Source organism: Dyadobacter sp. CY343 (assembly GCF_021390335.1).
Classification (GTDB): domain Bacteria; phylum Bacteroidota; class Bacteroidia; order Cytophagales; family Spirosomataceae; genus Dyadobacter.
Genome location: NZ_JAJUXK010000006.1, coordinates 341,952 through 360,777, shown reverse-complemented (window position 1 = coordinate 360,777; position 18,826 = coordinate 341,952). Strand labels below are relative to the sequence as shown.

The 18,826-nt window shown below is 46.0% G+C and carries 18 protein-coding genes; 5 read left to right on the top strand and 13 right to left on the bottom strand.

Going from position 1 to position 18,826, the window contains the following annotated elements:
• Position 1: 1 nt before the first annotated feature.
• The 5 genes from LZG94_RS21460 to glpK all read right to left on the bottom strand — a co-directional run bounded on the left by LZG94_RS21460 (position 2) and on the right by glpK (position 6,306).
• The gene (locus LZG94_RS21460) at positions 2-1,450 is read right to left on the bottom strand and encodes a NuoM family protein (RefSeq protein WP_233793797.1); all 1,449 of its coding nucleotides are present in this window, start codon (positions 1,448-1,450) and stop codon (positions 2-4) included.
• Positions 1,451-1,497: 47 nt separating this feature from the next.
• Positions 1,498-3,414, bottom strand: a complete 1,917-nt coding sequence (gene nuoL, locus LZG94_RS21455) for an NADH-quinone oxidoreductase subunit L (RefSeq protein WP_233793796.1) — start codon at positions 3,412-3,414, stop codon at positions 1,498-1,500.
• A 20-nt stretch (positions 3,415-3,434) separates the two neighbouring features.
• Positions 3,435-3,788 carry an NADH-quinone oxidoreductase subunit NuoK gene (nuoK, locus tag LZG94_RS21450; protein WP_255700693.1) on the bottom strand — a complete coding sequence of 118 codons (354 nt, stop codon included), beginning with the start codon at positions 3,786-3,788 and terminating at the stop codon, positions 3,435-3,437.
• A gap of 102 nt (positions 3,789-3,890) precedes the next feature.
• A complete protein-coding gene (locus LZG94_RS21445) occupies positions 3,891-4,700 on the bottom strand; it encodes a 3'-5' exonuclease (protein WP_233793795.1) in 810 nt (269 codons plus the stop codon).
• A gap of 106 nt (positions 4,701-4,806) precedes the next feature.
• On the bottom strand, positions 4,807-6,306 hold the full coding sequence (glpK, locus tag LZG94_RS21440; RefSeq protein WP_233793794.1) for a glycerol kinase GlpK: 1,500 nt from the start codon (positions 6,304-6,306) through the stop codon (positions 4,807-4,809).
• Positions 6,307-6,428: 122 nt separating this feature from the next.
• Here glpK and pbpC point away from each other — a divergent pair, with 122 nt between their 5' ends.
• Entirely contained in the window at positions 6,429-8,726 is a 2,298-nt protein-coding gene (pbpC, locus tag LZG94_RS21435; protein WP_233793793.1) for a penicillin-binding protein 1C, read from the top strand.
• 312 nt (positions 8,727-9,038) lie between these two features.
• Here the strand turns inward: pbpC and LZG94_RS21430 are convergent, their stop codons facing one another.
• The 4 genes from LZG94_RS21430 to LZG94_RS21415 are packed head-to-tail and all read right to left on the bottom strand — an operon-like array spanning position 9,039 to position 12,486.
• Positions 9,039-10,067 (bottom strand): M28 family peptidase, encoded by a 1,029-nt coding sequence (locus tag LZG94_RS21430; protein WP_233793792.1) that lies wholly within the window; start codon positions 10,065-10,067, stop codon positions 9,039-9,041.
• Positions 10,051-10,563, bottom strand: coding sequence for a DUF192 domain-containing protein (locus LZG94_RS21425; RefSeq protein WP_233793791.1), 513 nt, complete (start codon positions 10,561-10,563; stop codon positions 10,051-10,053). The genes LZG94_RS21430 and LZG94_RS21425 overlap by 17 nt, the downstream gene beginning before the upstream one ends.
• Positions 10,564-10,565: 2 nt before the next feature.
• A complete protein-coding gene (gene cysS / locus LZG94_RS21420) occupies positions 10,566-12,068 on the bottom strand; it encodes a cysteine--tRNA ligase (RefSeq protein WP_233793790.1) in 1,503 nt (500 codons plus the stop codon).
• A gap of 28 nt (positions 12,069-12,096) precedes the next feature.
• On the bottom strand, positions 12,097-12,486 hold the full coding sequence (locus LZG94_RS21415) for a DUF5618 family protein (protein ID WP_215235118.1): 390 nt from the start codon (positions 12,484-12,486) through the stop codon (positions 12,097-12,099).
• Between the two features lie 194 nt (positions 12,487-12,680).
• Here LZG94_RS21415 and LZG94_RS21410 point away from each other — a divergent pair, with 194 nt between their 5' ends.
• Together LZG94_RS21410 and LZG94_RS21405 are read left to right on the top strand one after the other, a co-directional pair.
• A complete protein-coding gene (locus LZG94_RS21410) occupies positions 12,681-13,598 on the top strand; it encodes a PfkB family carbohydrate kinase (RefSeq protein WP_215235117.1) in 918 nt (305 codons plus the stop codon).
• A gap of 76 nt (positions 13,599-13,674) precedes the next feature.
• Positions 13,675-14,472: a glycerophosphodiester phosphodiesterase family protein gene (locus LZG94_RS21405; protein WP_233793789.1), complete on the top strand. Its 798-nt coding sequence runs from the start codon at positions 13,675-13,677 to the stop codon at positions 14,470-14,472.
• Between the two features lie 12 nt (positions 14,473-14,484).
• Here the strand turns inward: LZG94_RS21405 and LZG94_RS21400 are convergent, their stop codons facing one another.
• The 4 genes from LZG94_RS21400 to kdsA all read right to left on the bottom strand — a co-directional run bounded on the left by LZG94_RS21400 (position 14,485) and on the right by kdsA (position 17,063).
• Positions 14,485-15,024: a DNA-3-methyladenine glycosylase I gene (locus LZG94_RS21400; RefSeq protein WP_233793788.1), complete on the bottom strand. Its 540-nt coding sequence runs from the start codon at positions 15,022-15,024 to the stop codon at positions 14,485-14,487.
• Positions 15,025-15,051: 27 nt separating this feature from the next.
• Positions 15,052-15,507 carry a GyrI-like domain-containing protein gene (locus LZG94_RS21395; RefSeq protein WP_233793787.1) on the bottom strand — a complete coding sequence of 152 codons (456 nt, stop codon included), beginning with the start codon at positions 15,505-15,507 and terminating at the stop codon, positions 15,052-15,054.
• Positions 15,508-15,570: 63 nt separating this feature from the next.
• A complete protein-coding gene (locus tag LZG94_RS21390) occupies positions 15,571-16,254 on the bottom strand; it encodes a phosphatase PAP2 family protein (protein WP_233793786.1) in 684 nt (227 codons plus the stop codon).
• Complete coding sequence (gene kdsA, locus LZG94_RS21385) at positions 16,251-17,063, bottom strand: 3-deoxy-8-phosphooctulonate synthase (protein WP_233793785.1); 813 nt, start codon at positions 17,061-17,063, stop codon at positions 16,251-16,253. Before kdsA ends, LZG94_RS21390 begins: the two co-directional genes overlap by 4 nt.
• Before the next feature lie 228 nt (positions 17,064-17,291).
• Between kdsA and LZG94_RS21380 the strand changes: the two genes are divergently transcribed.
• Complete coding sequence (locus LZG94_RS21380; protein ID WP_015813362.1) at positions 17,292-17,528, top strand: acyl carrier protein; 237 nt, start codon at positions 17,292-17,294, stop codon at positions 17,526-17,528.
• A 44-nt stretch (positions 17,529-17,572) separates the two neighbouring features.
• Positions 17,573-18,826, top strand: a complete 1,254-nt coding sequence (gene fabF / locus LZG94_RS21375) for a beta-ketoacyl-ACP synthase II (RefSeq protein ID WP_215235111.1) — start codon at positions 17,573-17,575, stop codon at positions 18,824-18,826.

Below are 18,826 nucleotides of genomic sequence, written 5' to 3'. Positions count from 1 at the left end.
CTTAGTTATTTACCAGTTGTAAAAGTTGACTTACAGCAGGTTCGGTTAGTTTCAGAAATGTACTTGGATAGATACCGATCCAGAAAACCATGATAATTAAAGGCAAAAGAACAGCGCGCTCGCTGGCGGTCAGGTCCTGAAAACCTTCCACCCACTTCGACTTCGGCCCAAACATGGATTTCTGAAAAAGCCGCAGCATATAAACAGAGCCTAAAATGATCGTGAGACCGGCGATTGCGCCCAGTATCGCATCGTATTGAAAAACGCTTGAAAGCAGTAGGAATTCACCCACAAAACCATTGGTAAGCGGAAGTGCCACACTACCTAGCAGCAGTATCATGAAATACACGCTCAAATGCGGCGAAGTCTGCGAAATGCCGCCCAGTTGATCCAGATAGCGCGTTTTTGTTCTTGAATAAATAATATCAACAATAAAGAACAGCCCTATTACATTGATCCCGTGCGCAAGCATTTGTATCAGCGCGCCTTGCAAACCATTTAAAGAAGAAGAGAATACACCCGCGGCCATTAAGCCCACGTGAGCAAAAGACGAATAGGCGATGAGGCGCTTCATATCACTTTGCTGGATCGCGATGATAGAGCCGTAGATAATTCCAATTACGGAAAGGATCATAGCCATTAAACCCCAGTTTTCCATTCCCGAAGGAACAATAGGGAGCAAAAAGCGGATCAGACCATAGACCCCCATTTTTAACATAATACCCGAAAGCAGCATGGTAGCCGGGGTAGGGGATTCTGTATAAGTATCTGGCTGCCAGGTATGGAAAGGAAAAAGCGGCATTTTGATCGCAAAAGCAATGAAGAATGCCCAGAAAATAAATCCTTGTACGCCGGGGATAAGCTGCAGTCTGTAAAACTCAGTGATTTCCGAAGAATGTGTGCCGGGAGTCTGGTAGTATAAGTAAACCAGCGCAACGAGCATGAACAAGCTTCCGAAAATGGTGTAAATGAAAAATTTGAATGTGACTTTCAAACGATTTTCGCCACCCCACACTGCTGAAAGGAAATATACCGGAATCAGCGCCGCTTCAAAGAACAGATAGAATAGAAATGCGTCAGTAGCCGTAAATACCCCGATCAATGCCGATTCCATGAAAAGGATCAGTGAATAGAATGTGGCGGTGGATTTGTAAGTGTTTTTGAATGCGGAAAGAATGATCAGTGGTGTCAGAAAAGTGGTTAACAGCACGAGTAACAGGCTGATACCATCGATTCCAGCGGCGAATGAAATGCCGCTTGCAGCCAGCCATGCATATTTAAAACCGAACTGCGTTCCTGCCATCGGATCAAATTGCTGCCACACAAAGATCGCCAGACCAAGCGATGCAAGCCCGCCGATCAGTGCAACCTGTTTGGCCAGACGCTCCCCTGATAAGAGAGTGATAATTCCTGCCGCAATCGGTAAAAGTATTAAAAGAAGAGTAAGCATATTTTAAGTCAACGGTCAGCAGTGAATGGTGAACGGATTTTAATAAATCAAAGTAAAAGCTTCCAGAAAAGTATCGCGACGATTCCCAGTACCATTGCGAAAACGTAGTCACCGGTAGAGCCGGTTTGTGTTTTTCTGAGCATTTTGGCCGAAAAGCTGGTGAGCCTGACAGCTGCATTTACAAAAAGGTCAATGAAGAATTCACCAAAGCTGTACAGGATATTGGAAAGTGTTTTGGTTGATTTAACAAAAACCGTATCATACACTTCATCCACATAATACTTGTTGTAAACCAGTCGCTGCAAGCCGGATTTTTCTGCCGAGTCAGGCGCAGGTACCGAGGCTTTTTGAACATACATCACATAGGCTACAACCGCAGAAATAAGTGCAACAGCAACTGAAACGCCCATTAATAGGTATTCTTCCGAGTGAGACAAGGTAGTAGGTGCGAAGCCGGCTGGATTGGCCTGCCGGGCCGCGTCGTAAAGCGGGCTCATGAATTCGGCCAAATGGTGGCTTCCGTGCAAAGCCTCAGGCACTCCGATAAATCCGCCAACTGCCGAAAGTACAGCAAGGATCACAAGCGGAATGGTCATAGAAGCGGGAGACTCGTGCAAATGATGCTCCTGCTCGTGCGTACCGCGGAACGTTCCGAAGAATGTAAGAAAAAGGAGGCGGAACATGTAAAAGGAAGTCATCAGCGAGCCGATCACACCGATAACCCAAAGCAATTTGTTGTGTTCAAAAACGTGCGCAAGAATCTCATCCTTGGAGAAAAACCCTGCAAATGGCGGAATACCGGCGATTGCGATCGTTGCGATCAGGAATGTGATAAAAGTGATCGGCAGCTTTTTGCGCAGCCCGCCCATATTGCGGATATCCTGCTCGTCGGACATTGCGTGAATTACGCTACCAGCACCAAGGAACAGCAGAGCTTTGAAGAATGCGTGGGTAATTACGTGGAACATGGAAGCGGAATACGCCATTGCGCCCAATCCCATAAACATATAACCCAGTTGACTTACAGTCGAATAGGCCAGTACTTTCTTAATGTCATTTTGTAAAAGACCGATTGAAGCCGCGAAGATTGCTGTCAAACCACCTATAATACCTACGATTTCAAGTGCGGAAGGCGCGAGTGAATAGAGTACATTAGAACGGATCACCATATAGATTCCCGCAGTAACCATCGTCGCTGCGTGGATCAATGCAGAAACCGGGGTCGGTCCCGCCATCGCGTCGGGTAGCCAGGTGTACAACGGAATTTGCGCAGATTTACCCATTGCCCCGATAAACAGGAAGAGGCAAATCGTGACGATAACGGGATCTTCAAGGGAAAAGCTGCTTGCCTGCGCAAACACTTCCGTGTACTCGACTGAACCGAAAGTGGCGATGATCGTGAAGATACCCAGCAAAAAGCCCAAATCACCTACGCGGTTCATAATGAATGCTTTGCGGGCAGCGTTGTTGTAGTTTGTGTTTTTATTCCAAAATCCGATCAGCAGATAAGAACACAATCCAACACCTTCCCAACCGATAAACATGATCACATAATTGGACCCGAGCACCAGCAAAAGCATGAAAAACAAAAAGAGGTTGAGGTAAGCGAAAAACTTGCCAAAACCTTCGTCGTGGTGCATGTAGCCGATCGAATAAATGTGGATTAGCGAGCCAACGCCCGTGATGATCATGAGCATTAACAGCGATAACTGATCAATCTGGAATGAAAAAGGAATGCGCAGATCGCCTACGTTAATCCAGTCGAATAGGGGAACCACGAGGGGCTGACTTCCTGATGCGATGAAATCGTTGAAAGTCATGATCGAAATAACGAAACTGGCCACAACAGCCAGCGTACCAATTATTCCGACAGCTCCTTTGGGTATTGTTTTAAATCCGATTCCATTGATCAGAAAGCCGATGAGCGGCAATAGCGGAATCAGGATGAGTAATGATGCAGACATAATTATTTACAGGTGGAAACCTACCACTTCAATTTATTGAGAAAACCAATATCTGTATTTCGGGTATTGCGGTAAATCATTACGATAATAGCAAGCCCCACAGCCACTTCGGCCGCGGCAACGGCCATAATAAAGAATACGAAAACCTGACCGGAAGGATCTGATCTGTAAGAAGAAAAAGCGATCAACAGCAGGTTCGCGGCATTCAGCATCAGCTCCACAGACATAAAAATGATGATCGCGTTTCTTCTGGTGAGAACTCCGATGATACCAATAACGAAGAGTAAAGTACTGAGGATCAGGTAATGTTGAAGAGGGATATTTTGAATAACCGACGGTATGCTAACCTCTGGAATATTAGGGTTTGGAATCATATCAGATTTACCTTATAGGATATTCTGTTAAATATTCAAAAATAGATTTCCGGCAAAAATAGGTATAAATACTACTTACTCAAACCAGTTCGAAAGTTTATATCAGCGCTGGGTAAGTCCCCTCAGCTTGATCTCTGTCAGTTTCCGCTTGGTGTCCAGCGGGAATTCGCCTTTCATCATCCAGTCAAAGAATGAGGGTTCGTTTTTCAGGATATCCACCACTTTTTTACCATTGTGTTTCCCGAAATTGAAAACCTCTTCGCCCTTGTCATTGAACACCATTCTGCCCGCAAAATCGACCACGCGCGAGGCTGTCAGATCGTGCAGCGCGCCGACGTCATTTTTGATTGGCTCGGTTTCTTTTCCATGAGTATCCGTGACGATAACACCTTCATATTTAGCGATCTGGCCTTGCAAAACTTCGAAAGTTGCGATCGTATCTGCTTCGGCACTGTGCGCATTTTCGAGCGTTTTGCCGCAATAAAATTTGTAGGCAGCTGCCAGGTTACGAGGCTCCATCATGTGATAGATGCGCTGTGCATCAACCATTTTCCGGTTTTTAACATCGAAATCGACACCTACACGCAGGAATTCTTCTACGAGCATTGGAATATCAAACCTATTGCTGTTGAACCCCGCGAGGTCGCAGCCGTCTAAAAACGTAGCAAGATTTTTGGCAATGCTTTTGAAAGTCGGGGAATCTTTTACGTCCTCGTCGTATATCCCGTGGATCAGGCTGCTTTCAAGCGGGATCGGCATTTCAGGATTGATTCTCCTGGTCCGGATCTCGGTTTCTCCATTTACCAAAGCTTTGACCACTGAAATTTCCACAATCCGGTCCCGACAAATATTGACTCCCGTGGTCTCAAGATCAAAAAAAGCGAGGGGCTTTTTCAGATGGAGGGTATGCATAAGGCAACTCTAATTTATTTAGCGACCCGAAGTTACGCCATAAGCCCACATAGCGCAAGAAAGGCAGTTGTTTGGAAAGATTATAAAAAGTCGGGTTTCACGGGGATCATTCCATCCAGTCGTAAGATTTTGTCACTGCCTTTTGCCAGCCTTTGTAAAATCTGCTGCGCTTTTCCTCTTCCATATTGGGGTTCCAGGTGTGGGCGATGGCCCAGTTGTTTTTAAGCTCTTCGGTGTTTTTCCAATAGCCAACTGCAAGTCCGGCGGCGTATGCGGCTCCCAAAGCAGTTGTTTCGGCTACGGCCGGCGAAACTACTTGGGTATTAAGGATATCGGATTGAAATTGCATTAATAGCTGGTTCGAAACCATTCCGCCGTCTACGCGAAGTGAAGCCAGCTCGATACCCGAATCTTGTTCCATGGCGCGCACTACGTCTACGGTTTGGTAAGCAGTTGCTTCTAAAACTGCTCTCGCAATGTGGCCTTTATTGACATACCTGGTCAATCCGGCGATTACACCGCGCGCGTCGTTTCGCCAGTAAGGTGCATAAAGTCCCGAGAATGCGGGGACGAAATAGGCGCCTCCGTTGTCTTCCACGGTTTTGGCCAGACTTTCAATATCACTGCTCTTTTGAATCAATCCCAAGTTATCCCTAACCCACTGCACCAGTGCGCCTGTTACTGCCACGCTACCTTCCAATGCATATTGAACCGGCTGATTACCAAACTGATAAGATATGGTAGTAAGCAATCCGTTTTCAGAAGTTTTCAGTTCATTTCCCGTATTCATCACTAAAAAACAGCCGGTACCGTACGTATTTTTCGCCATTCCCGGCTCAAAGCAGGTTTGTCCAACCAATGCGGCGTGCTGATCGCCCAGGTCACCGGCTACTGGCACACCCGGCAATATCTCGTTGGTCACGTGGCCGTACACTTCGCTGCTGCTTTTAATGGCGGGCAGCATTTTTTCGGGGATCTGGTAAGCTTCCAGCATGCTCGCGTCCCACTGCAAAGTGCGCAGGTTCATGAGCTGCGTGCGGCTTGCATTGGACACGTCAGTAACGTGAATGCCGCTTTGCATACTTCCTGTCAAATGCCAGATCAGGAATGTATCAATGTTACCAAAAAGCGCCTCGCCATTTTCTGCATCTTCCCGTAACCCTTCCACATTATCGAGCAGCCACTTTAATTTTAATCCGCTGAAATAGGTCGAAACTGGCAGCCCGGTGATATCCCTGAACTGGTTTAAACCGCCTTCTCTTTCATATTTTGCAACAAGCTCCGTCGTTCGCGTATCCTGCCAAACGAGCGCGTTATAGTAAGGTTTTCCTGTTCTTTTATTCCAAACCACTGTCGTTTCTCGCTGGTTGGTGATACCGATCGCCGCAATATCCGCCGCAGTTGCCGATGCATTGATACGCGCGATTGCGATCACTTCCAGCGTATTTTTCCAAATCTCAACCGGATTATGTTCCACCCAGCCTGGCTGCGGGTAAATTTGTTCGTGCTCTTTTTGGCCGACGGAAATAATATTTCCGCTGTGATCAAAAAGAATGCAGCGTGTGCTGGTAGTACCCTGGTCAATGGCGGCGATGTATTTGGACATAATGGTATTTTGATTGGCTTTATTTGAAGTAAAGTCAGTAAGTAGTGAAAATTAACTGATCTCGGCAAAACAGAATCTAATTTTATCTTTGTCGGTAACTACCCGATTTACACACCTCCAATATGAAAAGCGTACCGTTCAGAAAACTTTTGATAACCGCCGCAGTGGCTGTTATCCTGTTTCTGGTACTTGACTTCATTTTTCCTTTCAGACCGAAGATCCAATATGCTACCCAGATCACTGATCATCGCGGTACAGTAATTCACGCATTTCTGAGCGGCGATGACAAATGGCGGCTGCAAACTGCATTGCCTGAAATCACGCCGCTGCTCAGCAAAACGCTGCTTTACAAGGAAGACCAATATTTCTACTATCACCCTGGAATTAATCCTTTGGCAATCGCACGGGCCGCGTTCAGGAATATTTTTACGGGAAAAAGAACCTCTGGCGCATCTACAATTACGATGCAGGTAGTAAGGTTAACCCAGCCCCGCGAACGGACTTATTTTAATAAGATCATAGAAATGGGACGCGCATTGCAGCTGGAAATGCATTTTTCCAAAACGGAAATCCTTCAAATGTACGTGAATCTGATCCCTTACGGAGGGAATATTGAGGGGATCAAATCTGCTGCTTTGCTATACTTCGGAAAACCGCCCCAGCTGCTTAGTTTAGCCGAAATTACTGCATTGACCATTATCCCGAACCGACCTTCCAGCCTGCGGCCCGGAACCAGGAACGACGCATTGAAAATGGCTAGAAATGAATGGTTAATGCGTTTTGAAAAGGAGGGATTATTTGAAAAAAACGTTATCGAGGATGCATTAAACGAACCTTTGCAGGTAAAACGGTTACAGGCTCCGCGCAATGCACCGCATTTGTCGATCCGGCTCAAACAGCAGTATTCCGACCAGCCTGTAATTGCTACCACTATCAAAATCCAGGCGCAAAAGCAGATTGAAGAGCAGGTCCGGAATTTCATCAACCGCCGGAAAATGATGAACATCCACAATGCGTCGGTTTTGGTGGTTAATAATGAAACAATGGAGGTGGAAGCTTATGTAGGCTCAGCCGATTTTGATAATCCGTTCGACGGCGGCCAGGTGGATGGTGTGAGAGCAGTAAGGTCGCCGGGAAGTACGCTGAAACCACTTTTGTACGCAGCTGCATTTGATAAAGGGATTATCACACCCAAATCTGTCTTGAATGATGTACCCGGAAATTTCAGCGGTTACGAGCCGGAAAACTTTGACCTGCGTTTCAATGGTCCGGTTACGACCACTTTTGCTTTGGCCAATTCACTGAATATCCCCGCAGTGCGGATTTTGAAGGATGTCAGTACTCCGTTTTTTATTGGTAAATTAAAAAAAGCTGGTTTTAAAACGATCGACAAGCAGGCTAAGGATCTGGGATTATCGATGATTCTCGGCGGTTGCGGGGTTACTTTGGAAGAACTGACGCGCCTGTTTGCCGCATTTGCAAATAATGGAAAGTTGAATGCATTGAAATATACACAATCGAAATCTGCGGCGAATGGACAGGAGATTGTTTCGGAAGAAGCTGCATTTCTGGTCACGGATATTCTCACCCAGATTACCCGGCCGGATTTGCCTACGAATTTTGACAATACTTATCATTTACCCAAAATCGGGTGGAAAACGGGCACTTCGTATGGAAAGCGGGATGCGTGGAGTATTGGTTATAATAAAAGGTACACGGTAGGAGTGTGGGTCGGGAATTTTTCCGGGGAAGGAGTACCAGAGTTAAGTGGCGCTAATACGGCGACCCCTCTGCTTTTTTCGATATTCAATTCACTCGATTACAATTCCACAAAAGGCTGGTACCAGTCTCCCGGCAACATTTCAGTCCGGCAGGTATGCCCTGCGACAGGTGATATTCCATCCGATTTTTGCCCGCACGCGATTCCCGATCAATATATAGTAGGTGTTTCCAATTATAAAAAGTGCCAGCATTTGCGCTGGGTTTTTACGGATCCTGCGGGAAAAATTTCTTATTGTACCTATTGTCTGCCTGAGACTGGTTTCGAGAAAAAAGCATATTCCAACCTCGCGCCCGAGCTGATTGCATTTAACGAACTACAAAAAATCCCTTATCAGAAGATTCCGCCGCACAACCCGAAATGCGAGCGCGTTTTCCACGAAGGCGCCCCGCTTATTGTGAGTCCGAATGAGGGTAGCGAGTATTTTATCCAAAAAGAAGAGCCTCAGCAATTACAGCTAGCGTGTCAGGCGGCAAACGATGTGGAGGAAGTTTTTTGGTATATCAATGATAAGCTCACCAAAAAAGCCAAACCGCAGGAACCCATTTTCATCACCCCGCCAATGGGAAGGGTAAAGATTTCATGCAGCGACGATAAGGGGAGGAATTCGGATGTTTGGATTGTGGTTCGAAGGATGTAGGGGTTGTTCGGAGGTAGTTCGGGGTTGTCGGGGGTAGTTCGGGGTTGTTCGGGGGTAGTTCGAGGTGGTTGGAGGTTGTTCGGGGGGGGGGTCGAGATTGTCATTGATGGTCACTTATTGTCATTTGTGGTCATTTTTTGTTTTGCTCGGTTCTATGACAAAAGCAAACAATACCGAACTACCCGATCCACTTCGAACAGCACCCGAACCACTTCGAACTACTCCGAACAACACCCGAACCACCCCGATCCACTTCAAACCACCCCAAACAATCAATGACAATCAATGACAACAAATGACCACCAATGACCCTTAAAGCGCCTGCCCCGCGGCTTCCTGGTACAGCACCTGCATCAATGTCTGCCCGACGGCTTTTAGGGTGTTCGGGTCAATGTTTTCCATTGTATCGTGGCTGGTGTGCCACTGAGGGAAAAAGGTGAGTGCGAGGCTGTTTTGTTTGGTGTGGATTATATCGATCATCGGAATGCCGGCTACCTTGTTCACCGGCCAATGGTCGTCGGTAATGGAAGTGCCTCTTTCGTCGATAAAGTAATTGTTGTAGCCGATTCGGCTCGCGGTAGTCCAAACCTGCCTTACCACGTCTTCCGCCACCTGCACGGAATGTCCTTCTTTCAAAAACGTAGCGCCTTTTGCACCTACCATATCCAGCAAAATACCAAAGTAGGCAGTGTAATTAGGAATATGTTTGTTGGCCGACCAATACTGAGAGCCGAGGCAAAATCCGCTGTATTCCATCTTGGTAGGTTCATCTGAGCTGCCCCAGTCTTCGGCATCGAAGAAAATAATATCTACGCCGATATCCGGTTTGGTAGTTTGTGAAGAAAGTACTCTGGCCACTTCCAGCAATACACCCACGCCGCTCGCTCCGTCATTTGCGGCCAGTACAGGCTTATCTTTTACAACAGAATCCTGATCCGAAAAGGGGCGGGAATCCCAGTGTGCAGCAAGCAAAATGCGTTTTGAAGCCGCGGGATTGAAGCTACCGATGATATTACGTGCATTTAGCTTTGTGCCGTCGAAAGTAGTCGGTGTAAAAGGCTGCTCGGTAACTTGCAAACCGTATTTTTTCAGAGTTGCGACAAGGTAATCGCCGCAAAGCTGGTGTGGCTTGGAATTGGGAACACGTGCGCCGAAATCGACTTGCTTTTGAACGAATGCATACGCAGAGTCAGGATTAAATGCGGGGCTGGTGACCAGCTTGACCGCCTGTTCGCTGGTTTGCTCGGAGCTTGTATTGCTCTTGCAGCCGTAAATTAATAGTGTAAGAGAAAAAATATACGTGAATCTCTTGAAAAATAGGCTCCTAGAAAGAAATAGCATCTCCTGTTTTGATATTGTTACGTTCACTGAATCCTGCATTTACTTCTACCACATATTGCGCATCACCGAGTGAAGGCACCGCTTCGTCGGAATAGGGTTCGGTATTGGCTGCGATGGAAATGATTTTTTTGTTGGCATCCACATACATAATATCGAGTGGAATGCTCGTATTGTGCATCCAGAAACTCTGTGGCTCCGGGCGGTCAAAAATGAAAAGCATACCGACCGAATCGGGAATGGAGGAACGGTACATCAGCCCTTTTGCACGTTCATTTTCGTTCTCTGCGATTTCAACGTCGATCTTCAAATGTACTTTGCCGTTTTTCAAAAAGGTTACCTCACCTTCCTTTACGAAATTTGGCGCTTCGGCCGGAACATTCAGATTAATTGGTTCAACCTTACTACTGGTGATAAACGGGACCAGATAATACGCCGCCCCACCCAGTAGAAACACGCCCAACAGAATATAAGCGATGATCGATTGCCGGTTTTTCATGGTTATTCTTCGTAAGCCCAGTCCACCCGCACTTTCGTGTCGCGGATTACCAGACCCTGATTTTTGAAATAAGAACGGATTTCATCTACTTTTTCGTAGTTCTGCAATTTTTTAAATTCGCGGTAAAGGTTCAGCATTCCGTCCAGTATCGCATAACCTTCCGCCAGCTCCTCTTGCAAGCCGAGTACATCTTCGAAGAAAACAACGAATTTTTCTTTCAGCAGATTAAATGTATCCTCACCAATTGCCGCAGGTTTCAACTGCCCCATATTGAGCATATTGATGTATTTGAGCAAATTAAAAAGGTTGGCAAATGCGACTGCGGTATTCAGATCGTCGTTCATCGCGCCGTAAAAACCGTCGACTGATTTTTGGATATCGGCTTTTTTTGCTTCGTCAATAGCAATTTCTTCTTCGGCAGAATAGGTCAGCAGTTTCGCATTCCTTAATCCGTTTGCCAGCTTTTTGTAGCCTTTATGTGCCGCTTTTAAAGCATCGTTTGAAAAATCAAGCGTACTCCGGTACTGACTTTGAAGCATAAAAAACCGCACGGTCATCGGGCTGTAAGCCTGGTCGAGCAGCTCGTGGCTACCGGCAAAAAGCTCGGAAGGCAGAAAGGAGTTACCCAGCGATTTCGACATTTTTTGCCCGTTCACAGTCAGCATATTGGTATGCATCCAGTAACGAACAGGTTCCTCGCCGGTGAGCGATTTCCCCTGCGCGATCTCGCATTCGTGGTGGGGAAATTTTAAATCCATTCCGCCGCCATGAATATCGAACTGCTTGCCTAAGTACTTCTTACTCATGCAGGTACACTCCAAATGCCAGCCTGGGAAGCCCATTCCCCAGGGAGAATCCCATTGCATGATATGTTCCGGACTGGCTTTTTTCCACAATGCAAAATCGAGCGGATTGCGTTTTTCTGCCTGCCCGTCGAGCTCTCGCGTTTCATTTAAAAGGTCCTCGATAATGCGGCCGGAAAGCTTTCCATATTCATTTCCGGCGCCCTGGTATTTATTAATATCAAAATAAACAGAACCGTTTGATTCGTACGCGGCGCCTTTTTCGATCAGCGTCTGCACTGCCTCGATCTGCTCGATCAAATGGCCGGTGGCAGTGGGTTCAATGCTGGGAGTTAGCAGGTTAAATATGGCTGTAACATCGTGGAAATCATTGGTGTACCGCTGCACGATCTCCATGGGTTCCAGCTTTTGCAGCTTCGCCATTTTACCTATTTTATCCTCCCCTTCATCGCCGTCTCCCACCAGGTGGCCCACGTCCGTGATATTCCGCACATAGCGCACTTTGTATCCGATATGTGTGAGGTACCGGTAGAGAATATCGAATGCCAGAAACGTGCGGATATTTCCTAAGTGTACATTATTATAGACCGTCGGCCCGCAGACGTACATCCCGACATAAGGAGGGGCGATCGGTACAAATACATCTTTCTTACGCGTAAGTGTATTGAATATCTTAAGAGGCTGGAAAGTTTGGTCGGTCATTTATCCGGTACTTACTGAAAATTAATTTTTAACTGATCATCTTTTTTTCGAGGCGGGTTTCCACCCACCTGATTATTTTCTCTGCTTCCTGTAACCCGACAGAAGCGAGTTTTGCACTTTTAGTGCCCTGGTATCCCATATCAATATGCAGGATCTGGTAAGCTGTGGTAAAGTTGGCAAGCAAACTTTTATCTATCCGGCTGAGCTCATATTGGTACCATTCCACGCTTTTCGGGGTTTTCCTGTTTTTCTCTCCGAGCAGCTCGTTGAGCACCAGCAATATGCCTGTGTAAGCGGTGTGGCCGGCTATCTTGACGTACTTTTTGTCGTGATAAAGTCCGTCCTCTTTTTTTGCATTATTACTTAAAAAATCCTTCGCATTATCAATATGCCTGCGTGCTTCGGAAACTGCTTCCATTTGTTAGTATGTGTTTATAGTGAATAAATAAAAAGCTGATCAACAAAAATAGCAAATTACAGATGATAGATTCGCCGGCTGCCGAATATGCAGGGTAGGAAATATGCTATTCGGCTGTTTTAACTATCTTAGCAGCGTTTTTTGGTATTAAAACAATGATTGAAACTAACTTAAAATCAACACAGTAATTATCTATGAGCTTACTAACCGTAGGGTCTGTTGCATTCGACGCGCTCGAAACGCCTTTTGGAAAAACAGATAAAATTATCGGAGGCGCCGCCACTTACATCACACTATCCGCTTCTTATTTCACAAAGGATAATAATCTGGTTGCCGTAGTAGGCGGCGATTTTCCAAAGGAAATGATCACGCTTTTGCAAGACCACGGCATTAATACCGAAGGATTGGAAATCGTTCAGGACGGAAAAACTTTCTTCTGGTCGGGCAAGTACCACGAGGATATGAACACCCGCGATACGTTGGTGACCGAACTGAATGTAATGGAGCATTTCGACCCTACTATACCTGATTCTTACCAGGGTACCGAATTTCTGATGCTGGGAAATACAGTTCCGGCTACGCAGAAACTGGTGATCGAAAGAATGGCGAAACGCCCGAAACTGATCATGCTCGATACCATGAATTTGTGGATGAATATCGCGATGGACGATTTGAAAGAAGTTTTAAAAATGGTTGATCTCATCACGATCAACGACGAGGAAGCCCGCCAACTGTCAGGTGAATATTCGCTTCGTAAAGCGGCGAAGAAGATCATGGAAATGGGCCCGAAAACTTTGATCATTAAAAAAGGAGAGCACGGTGCGTTACTTTTCCAGGAAGACCGTATTTTCTTTGCACCGGCATTGCCGCTTGAAGAGGTTTTTGACCCAACCGGCGCAGGTGACGTTTTTGCGGGTGGGTTTATAGGTTATCTCGCAAGTACCAATGATATTTCATTCGAGAATATGAAGCGCGGGGTTATTTATGGTTCTGCAATGGCTTCTTTTTGTGTTGAAAAATTTGGAACGGAGCGTTTGGTTAATCTTTCACGTGAAGAAATCAATGCGCGGGTTCAGGAATTTGTGAATCTGAGCAGCTTTGAGATACAGTAATTTTTTAGTTTAAAGTTAATGAGTCTATGAGTGCGGCGCTAGTTACTGCACTTGTAGACTTTTATCTTTTCAGGTTATGATTGGTAAAAAGTTCTTTATTCTGTTTTCCATCCTGGGACTTGCAGCTGGCGCACAGGCGCAGCAGGCGAAGTTACCCCAGTGTAAAAATAAAACGGTTGTGATCGCCCATCGCGGAAATCATATTGCGGCCCCTGAAAATACGCTCGCTTCCTGCCGGGATGCGATCGAATGCGGCGCGGATTATGTCGAGGTCGATCTCCGGACTACAAAAGACGGGAAACTTGTAGTACTGCACGATAGTAAAGTCGACCGTACCACGAATGGGAGCGGCCGCATTTCAGAAATGAATCTGTCGGAAGTGCGGAAATTGCAGGTATTTAACCGAAATAAAAAAACACACCGGATCCCTGAATTCCAGGAAATGCTGGCTGTGTGCAAAGACAAGATCAATATCTATCTGGACTGTAAAGAAGCTAATATTGAAGAAGCCTGGAAACAGATCAAAGCTGCGGGAATGGAAAATCAGGTGATCGTTTACCTCAACGACGAGCGCCAGTACCTTCAATGGAAAGGGCTTGCACCGCATATTCCGCTGATGACAAGTCTGCCAAAAGATGTCACCAGCAAAGAGCAATTGTTAGGGTTTTTGAAAAAAACACACGTTCAGATCCTGGACAATCTGAAAGATCCTGAATTGATCAAAACCGCGAATGAAAACGGCGTGGAAGTTTGGCTGGATGTACAAAGTCCGTCCGAAGGCCCGGCGACGTGGAAAGAAGCACTTGACAAAGGAGTTCAGGGATTACAAACCGACCAGCCGGCACATTTGCTCACTTATTTAAAAGGACATTAAAACGAACGTCGGCTAGCCGGCCAACTGCTCAATTTTTTGATAAATAGGACAATCCGGAGAATGCGCGCCGGGTAAGTAGCCGGTACTCATTAAAAATTCGTTCACGATCTCGCCGCCGGTAAACTTGAATGTTTTCTTGAAAAGCTTGATCCACTCAGGCTTGGTAAGGGGATGATTAGCGTTGATCCAACCCTTAAAAGAACCATATTCCTTTTGCAGTTCCAGAATCTTCTGCGCATTCACAATAGCCGCATTAATTTTCAACCGGTTTCTGACGATACCTGCATCCTGCATGAGCCGCTCGCGGTCATTTTCATCAAAAGCCGCCACTTTTACAATCGAAAAACCAGCATAAGCTTCACGAAAAGAATGTTGCTTACGCAGCATTAAAGTCCAGCTCAGCCCCGCCTGGTTTATTTCCAGCAGCAGTCGCCCGAAAAGCTCATCATCATCGTCGATCGGATAACCGTAGTGATGATCGTGGTATTCTTTATTTAAGAGAAAATCAGATAGCTCGGATATATTATTGTTTATATAATCGCAGTAAGACATTGATAGTGAGTTGGTGAGTTTAAGATTTTAGAAAATACCCACTTGTACTTCCGTGGTATTTCCCGCAGGATTCTGAAAGTCCATATTGATATATATTTCACGGTTCTGACCGGAAGGTGCGTGATTTTCTTCGCCTATTTTAGCAAAAATTTCACCGTAAACATTCCCTAATCGATTCCAATCTCCCTGTAATTCGTGAGAAATACACTTAAATGATTCCAGCAATTTTTGTTTGAATTCTGAGCTGGAAGCAGGCACAGCGGGACTAACGGGCAACGCGATCGTGAGTTTGAAAACGGTGTCGGGGTTACCATCGGCGCCTTCATAAATCCAGTATACAGGCCCGGTTATTTCCATATCGTGCTGAACCGCATCGCGATACAGCCGCTGGGCTACCAGCCTAACGTATTGGAAAATATCGTTTAAGGTGGTCTCTGTTTCAAAATAGAGAACGTGGATCGGTTCAATGGTCTTAAGTTGCATCGGGCTGTCTGTTAAATAATAGGGCAAATAAAAAAGGTACCTGTGACAGCCCTTTGTCAGCAGCTATTTGGGAACTGCAATTTTTTTCTTGCGGGGGAATTTTTGTTTGAGCCAAGGGTAGCTGATATAAAACACTTTCGTCGCCCCGATTCCGATCCCGGCGCCCATTAATACATCGGCCAGCCAGTGTTTATTGTTTAAAATCCGCATAGCGCCCACGGCAGAGGCAGTTCCGTACCCTCCGATACTATACAAAACGCTTTTGTCGCCGTACTCCTGATGTAATAGCTCTGCATTCGCAAAGGCCGTGGTGGTGTGCCCGGAGGGGAAAGAATGGTTGTCTTCCCCATTCGGTCTCGGATATTTTGAAATGCGTTTGACGCCCTGCGTAACCACTTGCGCGCCGATATTGGATAATAAAGCAAGTATCAGTTGGTCGCCAAGAGAATGCTTGCCTTTTACACCTGCCGAGGCCAGGGTTAGGCTCACAACACCCGGCGCGTAAGGCAGAAAATCGTCAGCATTCGTGTGGAATGAAGGATATTGCGACCGGACTTCCCTTTGCAGGCTGCGGCTGATCTTCCCCTGCACGACGAGCCCTGCAACTGCGAGTGAAACCGGGGGGATAATGTCACCCGCCTTCACTCTCCAAAGTGTGGAATCGCGCTGCCCGATCGCTGCCTGAGGCAGCAGGTTGCAGCATATCAGCAATACAAAAATCTGGGCACGGGCGGCTTTTAATATCATAATATCGCTTCTCTCACCCGAACTAATCTTTCCAGCAAACCTTCTAATTGGTCCAGGGGAAGCATATTCGCGCCGTCGGATTTTGCTTCGGCGGGATTAAAATGCGTTTCGATAAAAAGTCCGTCGGCGCCCACTGCAATTGCAGCTTTTGCGATGGTCTCGATCAGCTTCGGCTTGCCTCCGGTTACTCCCGAACTCTGGTTGGGTTGTTGCAGCGAATGCGTGCAGTCCATCACCACAGGCACATCAAATGCAGCCATTTCGGGAATATTGCGGTAATCGACCACTAAATCGCCGTATCCAAAACTATTACCACGATCTGTGAGAATTACATGGCATTGCGGGTTGACCTCATGGATCTTTTCAGCGGCAAATTTCATGGAGGCGCCCGATAAAAACTGCCCTTTTTTTACATTTACAGCCTTCCCCGTTTTTGCAGCCGCAGCCAGTAATTCAGTCTGCCGGCAGAGGAACGCGGGTATTTGCAAAACATCCACATATTCGGCCGCCATCGCCGCCTCGTGTGATTCATGAATGTCCGTCACAGTGGGTATCCCGAATGTTTGTGAAACTTCTCTCAGGATATTCAATGCTTTTTCATCACCAATACCTGTAAATGAGTCGATTTTGGTGCGATTCGCTTTACGGTAAGAGCCTTTGAAAATGTATGGGATCCGAAGTCTGTCAGTGATTGTAACGATTTTTTCTGCTATTCTGAGCGCCATATCGCGGCCTTCAATGGCGCACGGACCTGCCAGGAGAAAGTACTGCCCGGAATCTGTATTTTTTAGTTTTGGTATCGAAATCATATTAAAATGGCCGTTTCTTATTAAAATTTGGTGAATGTACACTTATACCGGATGTTCTGCAGATTATCGAAAGAAATCAAAAAACGTATAACCAACAAGTGTCCGTTTTAGTCCTTTTTTTATTTTGGAATGAGATATTACAATAAAAAGGGCTGAGTAAAAAAATTTTGAAAAAGTGAACTAGAATATCTTTCTTTGTTGCGATTTTAACCAAAAAGTGATTATAAAATGTCAGCAATTGCAGAAAGAGTTAAGCAAATTATCGTCGAGAAACTCGGCGTAGAAGAGTCGGAGGTTACACCGGAAGCAAACTTCCAGAACGACTTGGGAGCAGACTCTCTAGATACCGTTGAATTGATTATGGAATTCGAAAAAGAATTCAATCTATCTATCCCTGATGATCAGGCGGAGAACATTGGTACAGTTGGCCAAGCTGTTGCATACCTGGAAGAGAACGTGAAGTAATTCGGTTCTTATACCAGTATCATCTTCTATTTCTGTCCTTTTTTATGAGTTTTAAGCGAGTTGTGATTACGGGAATGGGCGCATTAACGCCCATCGGGAATGATGTTTCTACCTTTTGGACAAATCTGGTTGCGGGGGTAAGCGGCGCTGCGCCGATTACCAGATTCGACGCTGAAAAGTTTCGGACCCGTTTTGCCTGTGAGGTCAAGGGATTGGACATCAACAATTACATCCCTCGACAGGAAGCACGTAAAATGGACCCGTTTACACAGTACGCGGTTATTGCTGCAGACGAAGCCATGAAAGACGCCGGCTTTGACGTAGATAAGCTTGATCTCGACAAAGCCGGTGTAATTTGGGGCACCGGAATAGGCGGTTTAAAAACGTTTGAGGAAGAAGTGATGAACTTCTCCGAAAATGGCAAAACGCCCCGTTTCAATCCTTTCTTCATCCCTAAAATGATTGTGGACAGCGCGTCGGGAGTTCTCTCGATCCGCTACGGCTTCCGCGGCCCGAACTTCATTACCGTATCTGCCTGCGCATCAGCTACCAACGCATTAATAGACGCATTCAATTATATCAAATTAGGTATGATGGATGTATGTATCTCCGGCGGGTCTGAGGCTGCTATCACAATTGCAGGTGTAGGCGGATTCAATGCATTGAAGGCACTTTCGGAAAGAAACGACAGTCCTGAGACTGCTTCCCGGCCTTATGATAAGGATCGCGATGGTTTCGTACTTGGAGAGGGAGGCGCTGCGCTGATCCTTGAAGAATATGAGCACGCCAAAGCAAGAGGAGCAAAAATTTACGCTGAAATGATCGGTGCAGGAATGTCTTCTGATGCTTATCACATTACTGCCCCACACCCCGAGGGACTTGGAGCATTCATAGTAATGCGTAATGCGATCGAAAACGCAGGGATCAAGGCTACTGATATTGACTACATCAATACCCACGGAACATCGACGCCGATTGGTGATCCGCAGGAAATCAAGGCAATTGAGAAGTTTTTTGGGGAACACGCTTATAATCTGAGCATCAGTTCAACAAAATCAATGACGGGACACTTGCTCGGAGGAGCAGGTGCGATTGAGGCTGCCGCTTGCATTATGGCGCTCAAAGATCAAATCATTCCCCCTACAATTAATCATTTCACGGACGATCCGGAAATTAATCCAAGGCTGAATCTTACTTTTAATAAAGCAGAAAAACGAAAGGTGAATATCGCCTTGAGTAACACTTTTGGATTTGGAGGTCATAATGCATCAGTCGTTTTCAAAAGATATGAAGACTGA

Excerpts from the sequence above, each read along its gene's own strand:
- LZG94_RS21460 (WP_233793797.1), bottom strand. The coding sequence starts at position 1,450 with ATGCTTACTCTTCTTTTAATACTTTTACCGATTGCGGCAGGAATTATC.
- nuoL (WP_233793796.1), bottom strand. The coding sequence starts at position 3,414 with ATGTCTGCATCATTACTCATCCTGATTCCGCTATTGCCGCTCATCGGC.
- nuoK (WP_255700693.1), bottom strand. The coding sequence starts at position 3,788 with ATGATTCCAAACCCTAATATTCCAGAGGTTAGCATACCGTCGGTTATT.
- LZG94_RS21445 (WP_233793795.1), bottom strand. The coding sequence starts at position 4,700 with ATGCATACCCTCCATCTGAAAAAGCCCCTCGCTTTTTTTGATCTTGAG.
- glpK (WP_233793794.1), bottom strand. The coding sequence starts at position 6,306 with ATGTCCAAATACATCGCCGCCATTGACCAGGGTACTACCAGCACACGC.
- pbpC (WP_233793793.1), top strand. The coding sequence starts at position 6,429 with ATGAAAAGCGTACCGTTCAGAAAACTTTTGATAACCGCCGCAGTGGCT.
- LZG94_RS21430 (WP_233793792.1), bottom strand. The coding sequence starts at position 10,067 with ATGCTATTTCTTTCTAGGAGCCTATTTTTCAAGAGATTCACGTATATT.
- LZG94_RS21425 (WP_233793791.1), bottom strand. The coding sequence starts at position 10,563 with ATGAAAAACCGGCAATCGATCATCGCTTATATTCTGTTGGGCGTGTTT.
- cysS (WP_233793790.1), bottom strand. The coding sequence starts at position 12,068 with ATGACCGACCAAACTTTCCAGCCTCTTAAGATATTCAATACACTTACG.
- LZG94_RS21415 (WP_215235118.1), bottom strand. The coding sequence starts at position 12,486 with ATGGAAGCAGTTTCCGAAGCACGCAGGCATATTGATAATGCGAAGGAT.
- LZG94_RS21410 (WP_215235117.1), top strand. The coding sequence starts at position 12,681 with ATGAGCTTACTAACCGTAGGGTCTGTTGCATTCGACGCGCTCGAAACG.
- LZG94_RS21405 (WP_233793789.1), top strand. The coding sequence starts at position 13,675 with ATGATTGGTAAAAAGTTCTTTATTCTGTTTTCCATCCTGGGACTTGCA.
- LZG94_RS21400 (WP_233793788.1), bottom strand. The coding sequence starts at position 15,024 with ATGTCTTACTGCGATTATATAAACAATAATATATCCGAGCTATCTGAT.
- LZG94_RS21395 (WP_233793787.1), bottom strand. The coding sequence starts at position 15,507 with ATGCAACTTAAGACCATTGAACCGATCCACGTTCTCTATTTTGAAACA.
- LZG94_RS21390 (WP_233793786.1), bottom strand. The coding sequence starts at position 16,254 with ATGATATTAAAAGCCGCCCGTGCCCAGATTTTTGTATTGCTGATATGC.
- kdsA (WP_233793785.1), bottom strand. The coding sequence starts at position 17,063 with ATGATTTCGATACCAAAACTAAAAAATACAGATTCCGGGCAGTACTTT.
- LZG94_RS21380 (WP_015813362.1), top strand. The coding sequence starts at position 17,292 with ATGTCAGCAATTGCAGAAAGAGTTAAGCAAATTATCGTCGAGAAACTC.
- fabF (WP_215235111.1), top strand. The coding sequence starts at position 17,573 with ATGAGTTTTAAGCGAGTTGTGATTACGGGAATGGGCGCATTAACGCCC.